The sequence below is a fragment of the Limnobaculum xujianqingii genome (assembly GCF_013394855.1).
Classification (GTDB): domain Bacteria; phylum Pseudomonadota; class Gammaproteobacteria; order Enterobacterales; family Enterobacteriaceae; genus Limnobaculum; species Limnobaculum xujianqingii.
The window spans coordinates 1,617,304-1,631,134 of sequence record NZ_JABMLK010000001.1 but is presented as its reverse complement, the minus strand read 5'-3'; the positions used below and the strand labels follow the sequence as shown (position 1 = coordinate 1,631,134).

At 47.9% G+C, this 13,831-nt stretch carries 13 protein-coding genes and 1 riboswitch; of the genes, 6 read left to right on the top strand and 7 right to left on the bottom strand.

The window, feature by feature from the left end; all coding sequences use genetic code 11:
• Positions 1 to 75 precede the first annotated feature (75 nt).
• The 5 genes from GOL65_RS07445 to thiD all read left to right on the top strand — a co-directional run bounded on the left by GOL65_RS07445 (position 76) and on the right by thiD (position 6,620).
• The gene (locus tag GOL65_RS07445) at positions 76 to 1,485 is read left to right on the top strand and encodes a TolC family outer membrane protein (RefSeq protein ID WP_179038210.1); all 1,410 of its coding nucleotides are present in this window, start codon (positions 76 to 78) and stop codon (positions 1,483 to 1,485) included.
• Positions 1,485 to 3,644: a type I secretion system permease/ATPase gene (locus GOL65_RS07440; protein WP_179038209.1), complete on the top strand. Its 2,160-nt coding sequence runs from the start codon at positions 1,485 to 1,487 to the stop codon at positions 3,642 to 3,644. Before GOL65_RS07445 ends, GOL65_RS07440 begins: the two co-directional genes overlap by 1 nt.
• Before the next feature lie 10 nt (positions 3,645 to 3,654).
• On the top strand, positions 3,655 to 4,824 hold the full coding sequence (locus tag GOL65_RS07435; protein WP_140919966.1) for an HlyD family efflux transporter periplasmic adaptor subunit: 1,170 nt from the start codon (positions 3,655 to 3,657) through the stop codon (positions 4,822 to 4,824).
• Between the two features lie 48 nt (positions 4,825 to 4,872).
• Positions 4,873 to 4,976: riboswitch (TPP riboswitch) on the top strand.
• A gap of 34 nt (positions 4,977 to 5,010) precedes the next feature.
• Complete coding sequence (gene thiM / locus GOL65_RS07430) at positions 5,011 to 5,826, top strand: hydroxyethylthiazole kinase (RefSeq protein ID WP_140919965.1); 816 nt, start codon at positions 5,011 to 5,013, stop codon at positions 5,824 to 5,826.
• Positions 5,823 to 6,620 (top strand): bifunctional hydroxymethylpyrimidine kinase/phosphomethylpyrimidine kinase, encoded by a 798-nt coding sequence (gene thiD / locus GOL65_RS07425; RefSeq protein ID WP_140919964.1) that lies wholly within the window; start codon positions 5,823 to 5,825, stop codon positions 6,618 to 6,620. The genes thiM and thiD overlap by 4 nt, the downstream gene beginning before the upstream one ends.
• Positions 6,621 to 6,884: 264 nt before the next feature.
• On the opposite strand, the gene epd is transcribed toward thiD, so the two are convergent.
• Complete coding sequence (epd, locus tag GOL65_RS07420; RefSeq protein ID WP_140919963.1) at positions 6,885 to 7,946, bottom strand: erythrose-4-phosphate dehydrogenase; 1,062 nt, start codon at positions 7,944 to 7,946, stop codon at positions 6,885 to 6,887.
• 223 nt (positions 7,947 to 8,169) lie between these two features.
• On the opposite strand from epd, the gene GOL65_RS07415 reads away from it, so the two are divergent.
• The gene (locus tag GOL65_RS07415; protein WP_140919962.1) at positions 8,170 to 8,406 is read left to right on the top strand and encodes a hypothetical protein; all 237 of its coding nucleotides are present in this window, start codon (positions 8,170 to 8,172) and stop codon (positions 8,404 to 8,406) included.
• Between the two features lie 18 nt (positions 8,407 to 8,424).
• Here the strand turns inward: GOL65_RS07415 and GOL65_RS07410 are convergent, their stop codons facing one another.
• The 6 genes from GOL65_RS07410 to GOL65_RS07385 all read right to left on the bottom strand — a co-directional run bounded on the left by GOL65_RS07410 (position 8,425) and on the right by GOL65_RS07385 (position 13,696).
• A complete protein-coding gene (locus GOL65_RS07410; protein ID WP_140919961.1) occupies positions 8,425 to 9,327 on the bottom strand; it encodes a hypothetical protein in 903 nt (300 codons plus the stop codon).
• Between the two features lie 21 nt (positions 9,328 to 9,348).
• Complete coding sequence (locus GOL65_RS07405; protein WP_140919960.1) at positions 9,349 to 9,951, bottom strand: TetR/AcrR family transcriptional regulator; 603 nt, start codon at positions 9,949 to 9,951, stop codon at positions 9,349 to 9,351.
• Positions 9,952 to 10,203: 252 nt separating this feature from the next.
• Positions 10,204 to 10,737, bottom strand: a complete 534-nt coding sequence (gene speG, locus GOL65_RS07400; RefSeq protein ID WP_140919959.1) for a spermidine N1-acetyltransferase — start codon at positions 10,735 to 10,737, stop codon at positions 10,204 to 10,206.
• Between the two features lie 162 nt (positions 10,738 to 10,899).
• On the bottom strand, positions 10,900 to 11,541 hold the full coding sequence (purN, locus tag GOL65_RS07395) for a phosphoribosylglycinamide formyltransferase (RefSeq protein WP_140919958.1): 642 nt from the start codon (positions 11,539 to 11,541) through the stop codon (positions 10,900 to 10,902).
• Positions 11,541 to 12,578, bottom strand: a complete 1,038-nt coding sequence (purM, locus tag GOL65_RS07390; RefSeq protein WP_140919957.1) for a phosphoribosylformylglycinamidine cyclo-ligase — start codon at positions 12,576 to 12,578, stop codon at positions 11,541 to 11,543. Before purM ends, purN begins: the two co-directional genes overlap by 1 nt.
• Before the next feature lie 131 nt (positions 12,579 to 12,709).
• Positions 12,710 to 13,696, bottom strand: coding sequence for a M28 family peptidase (locus tag GOL65_RS07385; RefSeq protein ID WP_140919956.1), 987 nt, complete (start codon positions 13,694 to 13,696; stop codon positions 12,710 to 12,712).
• Between the last annotated feature and the right edge of the window lie 135 nt (positions 13,697 to 13,831).

The window sequence follows — 13,831 nt, the reverse complement described above, 5'->3', positions numbered from 1 at the left end:
CACCGGTCAGAGATAGGGATCGACTCTGGTATAGCTTTATTTATAACAACCATCATCTAATAGAATGTGGGAAAAATGAAATACACCAAACGTTGCCCTGGCGCCGGACATCGATCCGCTGTTCGGCCCTCCAGTTACCTTATCGGTTTATGTTGCGGCATAAGCAGCCTGTTTTTAACTTTTCTGCCCACAAGCTATGCGGCGGAAGAGTATCAGTGGCAGGTTGCTCCCAGTGAACAAAACCAATCCAGTTTATCCATTCATGAAGCGATTTTACGGGCATTTGCCCGTAATCCGCAAATAGCTCAGGCCGCAGCCCAAATTCGCGTTGGGAAAGCCAATCTGAACGTAGCAAAAAGCGGTTGGTTTCCTCAGGTATCATTGCAGGGCGGCGTTGGTCGCTCTCATCAAACCGATTCCTCAGGCTCGCTGGATAATAATGGTTCCGTTGGCCTCAATTTAAAGCAATTGCTGTATGACTTTGGTAAAACCGGAGGCAGCATTGATGAACAGCATGATTTATCTGATGCCTACAATTATCAGCTTTACAGCACTCTGAATGGGGTGGGGCAACAGACTCTGCAAAGTTATCTTCAGGTTAAACGCTATCAGGAATTGGCGCAGGCTGCGCAGCGTAATCTGGCTTCCCTTGAAAGCGTTCGGGAAATGGCTACGTTGCGGGCAGAGGCGGGCTTAAGTTCTCAGTCTGATGTGTTACAGGCAGAAACGCGCATTGCCGGTATGAAAGCCACTTATCAACAGTATCAGGCTCAGGTGATGTCAGCGCAGGCCTCACTATCGGCACTGACCGGCGTGGTTGCTACCGACTATCCGGATTTACCAAAAGACCTGTTGGGGCAAAAGATTTCCGTTAAATCATTACCCTATCAGCAAAATAGCGCAGTTCGTAGCTCTCAGGCTAAGCAACTGGCCGCTGAAAAGCGAATTCAACAGGCTAAAGCTCAGCACTGGCCTACTATTTCAGTGCAGGCTGGGCGTACCCGATATGCTGATGGTGACGGCTCATACTGGGACGATCAGGTACAGCTGGTGGTGGATGCGCCTATTTATCAGGGCGGCGCTACTTCGGCCAGAGTCGATGCTGCGGAAGGGGAGCGCCAGAATGCTCAGGCAGAAGTTGAAGCCAGCAAGCTGGATATCGATCAGAAAGCCTCAACCGCCTATGCCGATTTACTGGGAGCACAGCAGCGTCAGCAAGCGGGAGAAGCACAGCAAGCCAGTGCAGAACAAACGCGCAGCGTCTATCAGGATGAATACCGCCTGAATAAGCGTAGCCTGAATGACTTACTCAGCGTTGAACAAGATGTTTTACAGGCAGATAACGCCGCCATTATGGCCCGCTACGATGCCTGGGATGCCGCAGTACGCTATGCCGGTGCAGTGGATAATCTATTAGATATGTTGGGGATCGAGCGTCAAAAAGTGACCGGCGATGACCTCCCTACACTTGGAGGGTCGTCATAATGGCTAATTTACCCAATTCAGATAGCTGGATAACCGCCATGTCCCGGGCTGCCGGACGTTTTGGCATCTCAACAGATATTAATGCGCTGCGCCAGCAAATGCGCTGGTATGAGAGTTTACCGCTGCCCCGGCGGTTGGAGCGTTTAAGTAGCCTGATGGGCATGCAGGTAAAGATTCAGACGGCGACCAGTGTACGCTGGCGCAACGAAATATTACCGGTAATGGCGCAGTTGCAGGATGGTTCATTGATTGTTTTAGAGTCGCTGGATGAAGAACAACGCGTAGTGTATTGGTTAGGCGACGGGGGCGATTTACTGCGTGAGGAGCCGCTGCCTGAGTTGCTTGCCCGTATCCAGCCGGATGTGGTGTTACTGGGTATTGCTGCCCGTGGGCAGGACTCGCGTATTGATGAGTTTGTACAACCCTATCGTGAGCACTGGTTTTGGCGCCATTTCCGCCATACCGGGCGGCAACTGGCAGAGATTTCACTGGCTTCGATTATCAGTAATGTACTGGCTCTGGCGGGTATTTTGTTCTCCATGCAAGTGTATGACCGGGTTATTCCATCGCAGTCTTATCCTACATTGTGGGTGTTGTTTGTTGGGGTATTGATGGCGGCGTTAATGGAGTTTTTTATCCGCCTGTCGCGTACTCATATTTCAGACTTGATGGGTAAGCATATCGATTTAAAAGTTTCCTCCATGTTTTTTACCCGTGCGTTGGCGATTAAAAATGATTCACGTCCTAAGTCGACGGGCTCCTTTATTTCTCAGCTAAGAGAAATTGATCAGGTACGCGAGTTGCTTACTTCAACCACCGTGGGTGCCGCGATGGATATGCCATTTGTGCTGTTGTTTTTGGCCATCATGGCGGCAGTCGGCGGTGAGTTGGTGTTGATTCCACTGTTGGCTATTCCTCTGATTGTGATTCCCGGTTTGCTGGTACAGTGGCCGATGGCTAAGTTAGCCAAAGAGGGAATGCGTGAAAGTGCCTTGCGCAATGCGGTACTGGTGGAGTCAATCGAGGGCGTTGAAGACATTAAAGCGCTGCAGGCGGAGCCCTATTTTCAACGTCAGTGGGAGCAAACGCACAAAGTCAGTGCTGCGATTGGTATGAAGCAGCGAGTGTGGGGTGCCCGGTTAAGCGGTTGGGCATCGTCGGTTCAGCAAATTACCTATGCCGGAATGTTGGTATTTGGCGCTTATCTGGTGCTGGAAGGCACTATTACCACCGGTACCATGGTGGCCTGTAGTTTGTTGTCTTCCCGTACTATTGCTCCCTTGATGCAACTCACCATGGTGTTCTCTCGCTGGCAGCATGCCAAAAGTGCCATGACCGGACTTAATGACCTGCTTAAAAAACCATTGGATCGCAATACAGAAAAACCGATGGCGCGCTGTCCGGTGCTGGCGGGGCATTATCAACTGAAAGATGTGCAATATAGCTATGACGAAGAAAAAAGCGATTTAGCACTACAGATATCCAGTCTGGATATTAAGCCGGGCGAGCGAGTAGCAATTCTGGGCAAAGTAGGTATGGGGAAATCAACCTTGCTACGGCTGTTGTCCGGACAGGCATTAGCCACCAAAGGAAAAGTGATTATCGATGGTGTCGATATGGCGCAAATAGATCCGGCAGATATCCGGCGTCAGGTAGGTTACCTGTCGCAAGATTCTCGCCTGTTTTTTGGCACGCTGCGCCAGAATTTGATGTTAGGCCATCCTCATGCCACCGATCAGGAGTTGATCCAAGCCTTGCGTATCAGTGGGGCGTTAACGCTGGTACAACAGGATGCCTCCAGCCTTGACCGTTTGATAAATGAAGGTGGGCGAGGGTTATCCGGAGGGCAGCGCCAGATGGTGCTGTTGAGCCGATTAATTGTGCGTAATCCGCAGGTGGTATTGCTGGATGAACCCACCGCATCCATGGATGAACCCACCGCATCCATGGATGAACAGTTGGAAAGCTATGTTATCCGTCAGCTGCAAAGCTGGCTGGTTGGGCGTTCACTGATTTTAGTGACACATCGCCCGGCTTTACTGGCGCTGGTGGATCGAATTGTGGTGGTTGATGGAGGAAAAATTGTCGCAGATGGTGCACGCGATGAAATCCTGAATCAGGCTCGCCATAACACCAATGTTGCATCTATCGTTGCCTGAGGATCGCCCAATGACTGAACTATCAATGCAGGAAGATATGGCTCAGCAAGGACGCCGTCATTCGTCAGTGGTTTGGCTGACGCTATTAGGTGGAATATTGCTTTTTATCTGGGCGAGTTTTGCTTCATTAGATGAAGTTACCGTTGGAACCGGAAAGGTGACGCCTTCAACCCGGGCTCAGGTGATTGAGAGTCTGGATGGCGGCATTGTTTCTGTTATGTCGGTACATGAAGGTGACATTGTTAATAAGGGGCAAGTGTTGGCACAGCTTGATCCTAAACGCTTTCAGTCTAACTACGGTGAGGCAGCATCAAGGGTGAGAACTCTGCGAGCTTCTGCGGAGCGTTTGCGTTCTGAACTGACTGGAGCTCCGCTGGAATTCAGCCCGGATACCTTACAGGAGCCGGAGCTGGTGGCACGTGAGCGTCAACTGTATGAGTCAAGACGACGCAATCTGGATGAAACAGTTTCTAACTTGCAGCGCTCATATAATCTGGTCAATTCTGAACTGAAAATGACCCAGCCGCTAATCGAGAAAGGGGCCGCCAGTCGGGTTGAAGTGATTCGTCTGCAGCGTCAGGCAACGGAACTACAGGGCAAAATTGATGAAGCACGTAATCAGTACGCAGTGCGGGCCCGTGAAGAGCAGGTAAAAAACAATGCCGAGTTGGATGCTCAGATGGAAGTGATGGCAGGTAAAGCCGATCAACTGGATCGCGCCACGCTCTATTCTCCGGTGCATGGGGTGGTAAAAGATATTCAGGTAACCACAGTGGGGGGTGTTTTGCCTCCGGGCGGCAAGTTAATGGAAATTGTACCGCTGGAAGACCATTTGTTGATTGAAACTCGCATTAACCCGCGTGATATCGCTTATATTCGCCCGGACCTTCCGGCAACGGTCAAGCTGACTGCTTACGATTCGTCTATTTATGGCAATCTGGATGGGACAGTAGTGGTGGTTTCACCGGATACCTTACAGGATGAGGTTCGGCGGGATCAGTACTATTATCGGGTTTATGTGCGAACCAAAAATGCAGAGCTGCATAATAAAAACGGTAAGCGTTTCCCCATTATGCCGGGCATGGTCGCCAATGTAGAGATTAAAACCGGACAGAAGACAGTGCTGGAATATTTGATTAAGCCGTTGAATAAGTTAGAGGAAGCATTGCGGGAGCGTTAATAACTTCCTGACAATGCCTTGATCCTTTTACTCAATCGTCTAATATGTAACTTCGACTCGGGGTGCCCTGTGCAACACGCACAGCGGCTGAGATATCACCCGTATTACCTGATCTGGATTATGCCAGCGTAGGGAAGTCACGGTATCCCACCGGTACTGCCTTCTTTAACGCCGGTTGGGAGCTTTATGAATTCATCTCACAACCTTCAACCTTTTCCCGGTTCTGCTGCGGCCCATTGGCTGACGCAATTGCGAACCTCTTCCCCTTTGGTTCACTGCCTGACAAATCAGGTGGTGCAAAATTTTACTGCCAATGTTCTGCTGGCTTTAGGTGCTTCACCGGCAATGGTGGTGGCTCGTCAGGAAGCCGGAGATTTTAGCGCTATTGCCAGCGGGCTTTTGATTAATGTGGGAACCCTGAATGAAACTCAGGCAGAAGCTATGCTGCTGGCGGTGGAATCGGCCAATCGTGCAGCGGTTCCCTGGGTTTTGGACCCGGTGGCAGTAGGTGGATTGGGTTATCGTACTGACTTCGCTCACCAATTACTTACCATGAAACCTGCTGCTATTCGTGGTAATGCTTCGGAAATTATGGCGCTGGCCGGCTTTAGTTCAGCAGGGCGGGGCGTTGACAGCACTGATGATTCTTTAGCTGCGTTACCGGCAGCGATTGAGTTAGCCAACCGCAGTGGCGCTGTTGTTGCAGTGACCGGCGCTATTGACTATGTGACCGACGGTCAAACCTGTTATGCATTGCCTTTTGGCAATCCGCTAATGACTCGAGTGGTTGGAACGGGCTGTGCATTATCCGCCGTGGTGGCTGGTTTTTTATCGCTGGATAAAGAGAAAGCACTCGAACTGGTAGCCAGTGCCTGCATGGTGATGGCTTTTTGTGGTGGAGTGGCTGCCGAAGAGTCTGCCGGGCCGGGGAGCTTTGTTCCTCGTTTTCTTGATTTGCTTTATCAACTGCAACCAGAACATCTGATGGGTAAAACGTTATGAGAATTAATGCATTAACTATTGCCGGCACCGATCCAAGCGGTGGTGCGGGTATTCAGGCCGACTTAAAAACCTTCTCTGCGCTGGAAGCTTATGGCACCAGTGTTATGACCGCGCTGGTGGCGCAAAATACGCTGGGTGTACAGTCTGTTTATCGCATTGATCCTGATTTTGTGGCGGCCCAGCTCAGTTCGGTGCTGGATGATGTGCGTATCGACAGTGCCAAAATTGGCATGTTGGCTGAATCAGATATTGTTCAGGTGGTCGCTGAATCACTAAAGCGCTATTCCATTCCTTACGTAGTACTGGATACAGTGATGGTGGCAAAAAGTGGCGATCCGTTACTGGCTCCTGAAGCGGTAGAAGCGATACGTCGTCAATTGTTGCCGATTGTTTCTCTGATTACGCCTAACCTGCCGGAGGCTGCTGCTTTGCTTGATTGCCCCGTTGCCACCAGTGAGGCTGAAATGCTGGAGCAGGGGAAAGCGCTGTTAGGGATGGGCTGTCCGGCGGTACTCATGAAAGGGGGGCATTTAAGTGAAGCAGAAAGCCCCGACTGGTTGATTACGCCACAGCAAACGCTGCGTTTTAGTGCCCCAAGAATTGCCACTAAACATACTCATGGAACCGGATGCACACTTTCTGCTGCACTGGCGGCATTACGCCCGCGTTGTGATAGCTGGGAGCAGACAATACAGCTGGCGAAAGATTACTTGCAGCAGGCTTTGATTATGGCTGACAGTCTGGAAGTAGGTCACGGCATCGGCCCGGTACATCATTTTCATCGTTGGTGGTAAACATAAAACCTTCTGTAATTAGCTAACGGGGTAGGTTTATGTTTAAACATAGTTAATCGGAGGGAGAGGCCGCCGTTGGGGTCGTAGCAGCTTTAGCTGCCGGAGTGCCCCTAGGCGGACTAGGCCCGACGCACTCTATGGCTAAGTACAAATGGTCTTCCGGTCGAGCACAAAACCAATATACACACTTTAGTTTTTACGACCGGAATATCCATTGAAGCCTATTTATTAGGTTTTCTCGTCAGATAACAAACGCAGTGAATGCTATAGGGTTTGTTCTGTGAGTTTTTTAGCAGAACTTTCTTCTGATTGCTGTTCACTGGCAATCATCGCTAATGTGGTATCCAGCATACGGTTGGCAAAACCCCATTCGTTATCACACCATACCAACATTTTTACCAGATGCTGACCGCTGACGCGGGTCTGTGTGCCATCGACAATAGCGCTGTGAGGATCATGGTTAAAGTCGGTAGAAACCAGTGGCAGCTCGGTATAATCCACAATTCCCTGAAAGGTATTTTTAGCCGCATGTTCTAACAGTTGGTTAATATCTTGCACGCTGACAGGGACTTCCAGCGTAACGCTCAGGTCGATAGCGGTTACGTTGATGGTGGGTACTCGCACTGAAATCGCTTCAAATCGGTCGCAAAACTTAGGGAAAATACGGGTAATTCCCGCCGCCAGTTTGGTATCGACTGGAATGATCGATTGGTTGGCGGCACGGGTACGGCGTAAGTCTTTGTGGTAAGCATCAATCACCGGCTGGTCATTCATTGCAGCGTGAATGGTGGTAACAGTGCCTGAGCGAATCTCAAATGCATCATCCAGCAGTTTGATCACCGGAATAATGCAGTTAGTGGTACAGGAGGCATTGGAAACGATTCGGTGCTCAGCCTTTAAATCATGGTGGTTAACGCCATAAACAATGGTGGCATCTAAGTCGTTTCCTCCCGGATGGGAGAACAGCACCTTTTTGGCACCGGCCGCGATATGTGCTTCGCCATCGGCCCGGCTGCCATAAACGCCGCTGCAATCCAACACGATATCAACGTTTAATGATTTCCACGGCAGGTTGGCGATCTCTTTTTGATGGAATAATTGTATTGCATCATCATCCACCCATAACATTCTTCCTTCCTGACGAACGCGACGGGCAAAGCGCCCGTGAGTTGAATCGTATTTCAATAAATGTGCCATACCGTTAGGATCAGCCAATTCATTAATCGCCACCACACTGATTTTTTTATGATGCTCTGATTCGTACAAAGCGCGTAAAACGCTGCGGCCAATACGGCCAAAGCCATTAATAGCTACTCGGATGGTCATGTTATACCTTTATTGTTCGTTATCATGCCGGCTGGTTAGCATAATGTAATGCAAGAAGATGTGTGTGTTGTGAGATCACAATATCAATAGCCAGACTTGAGATAATCAACAAGATGGCAGACTTCAGGTATCAATGTAAAGTGCGCTAATATCGTTTTTGTATAATTCTATAAATTATAATTAACTTTAGTGATTATATTGTTGCGGCGATGTTGGAGTTTCTATGATTAGATTATCGTTAATTGCTGGTATTACCCTGTTTCTGTTGGGATGCACTTCTGAGTCTTATACTGAACCTTGTCCACGAGGCTCTGGTTGTGTGGTTAACGATCGGGAACGACCGATTTATGACTATGACCCCGCTTCCGATAGCATGAAGCGGGATCGCCGTATGGAACGGATCAGAGATCAGGGTGCAGCAGATAAATCTACCGATCAGGGAACGGTATTTGGTTGGTAACTGACATTCAAAGCGAGTTTACTGGCAGAGGTCTGGTGTCAGAATAGTGTAGTAAATTCCGCTTTGATTAAAGGCAATAACCCGATTACCGCGCATGTTATAAACGCACTGCTTCAGAGATTTGCCATCAGAATCGGTAAATGACAGTTTTGCTGTCTCCTTTAATGAGGATGCGTTGAATTTAAACACGTGGAAATTATCATTTTTCCCATAGCCTCCACCCATTACTAAATAAGGATGACATAGAGCAAAAGCATGGCTGCCCTGAACGGGAGCCCGATAAGAGGTGGCTTGCAGTTTGTTTAAATGAACCAGATGGAAATCGGAATAGTAGTAAAACCAGAATGAGTGCTCACTTTCCGCATTTACCGCATAGCAGTCGCAAATATCAAACTGTTCGGCCTGCCAGAGAATATTGCCTTCCTGGTCAAACTTCACCAGGCCATATTGCCCGAGAGGCTGGCCCCAGCCGTAATTACCAAATACCCCTTCGTCAAAATAGCTAACCCAAATGGCGCTGTCAGCGGTGACATTAATATCTTCAATGCCGTCGCCTAAAGTGAAGCGGCGCACTCGTTGCCCATCCAGATTGTAAACTTCGGCATTCTTTTCCGGATCGCCATGATTGTAGTGACAGCGAGCACCCACTAATAAAATATGCTGATCGTCCAGCATCTGTACATAGTGGAAGTTGGTTTTTGATTCAATAGAAGGAACAGACAGTACCAACTCGCCATGCTGGTAGATTGAAATAAACCAGCTTCGTTTGTCGGTTTGGCTGGGGACAAACTGGCCGTTAATGCGTTCCGGAATGGATTCTGCTTCCAATACTATCAGGCGCTCGGCAGTGCTCCATGAGCAGGCAACCAGTTCGCCTCTGGATTGATGTTCAATAGGGGTAAGGGCAACTTTAATCATCATTATCTGTTTTATAATAATTAGTTAAATTGGGCGATAACCGTTAAGGAAGCAGTCTACCGCCGACTGGACATGCTGTTTGATCACTGTCTTAGGTGGAACTCTCACACCAAATAGCGCTTCATGCTGAATATAGCCCTTCAGTAAACTAAGCAGGTGGCCGCAGGCTACCGATGGATCGCCATGTTTAATGTGCCCCTGTTCCATATGGGAGAGTAGAAACTGCCTTAAATAGTTGGTGATACGATAGGGGCCCTGATTTAAATAAAAATCAGCCAGTTCCTGATCGTGCTGAGATTCTGTGAGTAAGATGCGAAAAGTATTCAGTAATGTGGGGGATAAGATAGTATCCAGATAGTTGGTGCCAAACTGAACTAATTGCTGTTCTAACGTTTTATTGTCGTCGTTTTTAAAATTGAAGATGGCTTCAACTTCTTCAATACAGCGGCCAATAACTGCGGTTAGTAAGCCACGTTTATCACCAAAATAGCTGTAAATAGTCTGCTTGGAACCGCCACATTGCTCAATAATCTGATCCAGATTGGTTTGATGGTACCCCTGTTTGAGAAACAGTTGGGTTGCTACCTCAATAATTTTTTGTTGTTTTAGTTTTGTTGATGGGCGCATAGTCGAACCTCTCTGCTCTCCTGCTATAAGAATACCGTTATTTTTCAAATAGTTTATCTTATTTTATCGGTTAAATATTAAATCTGTTACATCGAGCTAAATATTCTGGTGAATAACGTCGATGCTATTTCTATTTTGCACACATTATAAATAAGAATAGCCGGAAAGGGGGATTATCTTAATCAAACGGAAAAGGGCATTGAGGCAGAGAAATAAAGGAGAGTATCGGATGGATTACCCTCCTTCAGTCGATCAATTTTGCTGCTTTAATCGGGCTAAATATTGCGGCTGAAAAATACACATGCGAATAGTGTCGCGATATTCCCCATTAATAAAGAATTCGTGTTTAAGAATGCCTTCGGTTTCAAACCCCAGCTTGGTGTATATATGGATGGCTTTCTCATTTTCTCTATCAACAATTAAATAGAGCTTATATAGATTAAGCACAGAGAAGCCATACTCCATTGCAGATCGTGCTGCGGCACTGGCATAGCCGTGCCCCTGCCAGGCTGGATCGATGATGATCTGAAATTCTGCCCGGCGGTGTATATGGTTTATTTCCACCAGTTCAACCAGCCCGACGCGGTTATTATCGGCCTCAATAATAAAGCGCCGTTCGCTCTGGTCATGGATATGTTTATCGTACAGATCTGACAGCTCAACAAAGGCTTCGTAAGGTTCTTCAAACCAATAGCGCATAACGCTGGCATTATTATCGAGCTGGTGGACAAATCTGAGGTCTTCACGTTCAAGCGGACGTAGCTTGACGCTGGGTTTACCCAACATGGGAACTCCTGATAGCTATTTGTTTAGAAATATTTGACTGTAGCATGACTACAGGCTTACTAGCTTAGTCAGGTTAATGTGTTGCGGGCAAGTACTATTTCAGGCTAATGCTAGGGGATATGGCTACGACATCGCTAACTGATATCGTAGCCATAGTGCCATTTATCCGACTTCGGCGTAACCCTGAGGTGGTAAAGGTTGATTATCCATCCAGGCTTTGCCATCACGCATAGCCAGCCGACCATCCATAAACCAGCTAACAACCAGCGGATAGATACGATGTTCTTCAACCTGCACCCGTTTAATCAACTCAGCTTCGCTATCCTGTGCCAATACCGGTACTGCTGCTTGCAGAATAATCGGACCACCATCCAGCTCTTCAGTAACAAAATGAATGGTTGCGCCGTGTTGTTTATCGCCGTTACTCAGCGCCTGACTGTGAGTGTGCAGGCCCGGATATTTAGGTAGCAGAGAAGGGTGAATATTTAGCAGCTTACCCGCATATCGGTTAACAAATACCGGGCTCAGAATACGCATATAGCCAGCTAAAACAATCAGATCGGGCTTATAGCGGTCGATGGTATCTGCCAGTGCCAGATCATAATCGGTGCGGCTGCTAAAATACTTGGGCTCAACGACTTCCGTAGCAATGCCAGACTGTTGTGCCCGTACCAATCCATAAGCTTCGGGAACGTTGCTGAATACCGCACTGATAGTTCCGTCGATTTGCTCACTATCACAGGCATCAATGATGGCCTGAAGATTGGAGCCGCTGCCAGAAATGAGTACAACAATACTTTTCATTAGCCGATAACCACCTGCTCGTCAGAAGTAGAAGCTTTGATGGTGCCAATTTTCCAGGCAATTTCACCGGTGGATTGTAATTGTGCGATGGCTGCATTCGCCTGAGCTTCCGGCAGGGCAATTACCATACCGACGCCACAGTTAAAGGTTCGGTACATTTCATGACGGCTAACGTTACCTGCTTGCTGTAACCAGTTAAACACTTCCGGCCACTGCCAACTTGATTCGTCGATCGCTGCCTGAGTACCCTGTGGCAATACGCGGGGAATATTTTCCCAGAAGCCGCCGCCAGTGATATGGGCGATAGCGTGAACGTCAATCTGCTCCAGCATTTGCAGAATAGATTTCACATAAATTTTGGTTGGTGCCAGCAGATGATCTGCCAGTGATTTACCGGCCAGCATAGTGGCTTGTGGATCGGTTTTGCTGACTTCAAGAATTTTACGTACCAGCGAGTAGCCATTAGAGTGCGGGCCGCTGGAAGCCAGAGCGATCAGCGTGTCACCTGCAGAGACTTTGCTACCGTCAATGATTTCGGATTTCTCTACTACTCCAACGCAGAAACCGGCCACGTCATAATCTTCACCGTGGTACATGCCGGGCATTTCAGCCGTTTCTCCACCAACCAGCGCACAGCCGGACTGCTTACAGCCTTCACCAATGCCGGTAACTACACGGGCAGCGGTATCTACATCCAGCTTTCCGGTAGCGTAATAGTCGAGGAAAAACAGTGGCTCTGCACCCTGAACAATCAGATCGTTAACGCACATGGCAACCAAATCAATACCAATGGTATCGTGGCGTTTTAAGTCCATGGCTAAGCGAAGTTTGGTGCCTACACCATCGGTGCCTGATACCAGAATCGGTTCACGGTATTTTTGCGGCAGTGCGCAAAGTGCTCCAAACCCTCCGAGTCCACCCATAACTTCAGGACGACGGGTTTGTTTTACTACACCTTTGATTCTATCGACTAAAGCGTTACCAGCATCAATGTCAACACCAGCGTCTTTGTAGCTTAGAGAAGTTTTATCGGTCACTGCGGGGTTCCCCATGGAGATAGGTGATATTTAACAGAAACGGCGTAATTCTATCAGTTATAGCAAACGTTTGCCTATGGTTTTTATTTCTGATGCACAAACTCACAGGCTTATTAACCACTCACCTGATACTAATCCAGATTCTGAACCGTGGCATAAACGCCCTGTACCACTTTCGCCATACGCTGATAATCCAGTTGGTCCCACGTATCTCCGTTAGATTCGTGATAGTGATGATTACGATAAAATGCCGTATCGGTAATCATTACCGCAGGGTAGTCCTGTTTCCAGTAGTGCAGATGGTCAGAATAATCGATTCCGGGAATAAATGATGGAGCATTGAGTGAATAAACCGGCAAATCACTGGCTCCCATCATCAGGCTTTTTACTTGTGCGGTGATGTCCCGATTGCCCATGTTACTAATCACAGTGATGAAATGCCCTTTATCGCTGTAGAGTGATTTCATCATACTTAAAGGGAAATCTTGTGAGTCGGGTTCATCGCTAAAATAGCCGATCATTTCCAGTGACATCATCAGTTTTACCTGCCGCTCAGTTTCTACTAACTGCCGTGCGTGGAAAGAACTTCCCATTTCATCGGTACTGAAAAAGGGCGGTTCTTCCAGACTGTAAGCTACCAGCTCAACCGGGGATGAAGGAGGATGCTGTTTTAGCAGCCGGGCTAGCTCCAGTAAACCGGCGACCCCGCTGGCGTTATCATCTGCACCGCGAGTTTTATAGTAGGAGTCATAGTGAGCACCGACCACAATCAGCTCTCCTTCTGTTGGTCCAAAACGGGCAATAATATTGCGATAAGGCTTATCTCTTACGGTAAATTTCTGCTCTGAAAGCCTGTCGGTATAAGGCTCAAGCTGCTGCATAATATAATCAGCGCTGGCATTAAGATTTTCCGGATGGGTGTAATCTCTGGGGTAATAGGCCTCGGATAATTGTTTGACGTGTTGGGTTAGCCGTTCAGTAGAAACATCTGGAGGTGTTGTATATTTGGCTTCCACAGAAGATTGAGTAAACAGCGAACAAGAGGTCAGGCTAACCGTCATTAAACAAGTTATTGCAACCTGCAACCATTTCTTGTTGATATTAAAATATGCCTTCATATCCCTGATTTTGAACTCCCTGATGCCTGACGTGAGGTTTTTTATCACCGCCAATGATTAATTGGAAAAAACAGCGCTCTGTTAACAGTATTAGCACAATCTATAGCCTATCATGATCTGAATCATGCATTTCTT

Excerpts from the sequence above, each read along its gene's own strand:
- thiM (WP_140919965.1), top strand. The coding sequence starts at position 5,011 with ATGAATTCATCTCACAACCTTCAACCTTTTCCCGGTTCTGCTGCGGCC.
- speG (WP_140919959.1), bottom strand. The coding sequence starts at position 10,737 with ATGTTGGGTAAACCCAGCGTCAAGCTACGTCCGCTTGAACGTGAAGAC.
- purN (WP_140919958.1), bottom strand. The coding sequence starts at position 11,541 with ATGAAAAGTATTGTTGTACTCATTTCTGGCAGCGGCTCCAATCTTCAG.
- GOL65_RS07410 (WP_140919961.1), bottom strand. The coding sequence starts at position 9,327 with ATGATGATTAAAGTTGCCCTTACCCCTATTGAACATCAATCCAGAGGC.
- GOL65_RS07415 (WP_140919962.1), top strand. The coding sequence starts at position 8,170 with ATGATTAGATTATCGTTAATTGCTGGTATTACCCTGTTTCTGTTGGGA.
- GOL65_RS07440 (WP_179038209.1), top strand. The coding sequence starts at position 1,485 with ATGGCTAATTTACCCAATTCAGATAGCTGGATAACCGCCATGTCCCGG.
- GOL65_RS07445 (WP_179038210.1), top strand. The coding sequence starts at position 76 with ATGAAATACACCAAACGTTGCCCTGGCGCCGGACATCGATCCGCTGTT.
- GOL65_RS07435 (WP_140919966.1), top strand. The coding sequence starts at position 3,655 with ATGACTGAACTATCAATGCAGGAAGATATGGCTCAGCAAGGACGCCGT.
- epd (WP_140919963.1), bottom strand. The coding sequence starts at position 7,946 with ATGACCATCCGAGTAGCTATTAATGGCTTTGGCCGTATTGGCCGCAGC.
- GOL65_RS07385 (WP_140919956.1), bottom strand. The coding sequence starts at position 13,696 with ATGAAGGCATATTTTAATATCAACAAGAAATGGTTGCAGGTTGCAATA.
- GOL65_RS07405 (WP_140919960.1), bottom strand. The coding sequence starts at position 9,951 with ATGCGCCCATCAACAAAACTAAAACAACAAAAAATTATTGAGGTAGCA.
- thiD (WP_140919964.1), top strand. The coding sequence starts at position 5,823 with ATGAGAATTAATGCATTAACTATTGCCGGCACCGATCCAAGCGGTGGT.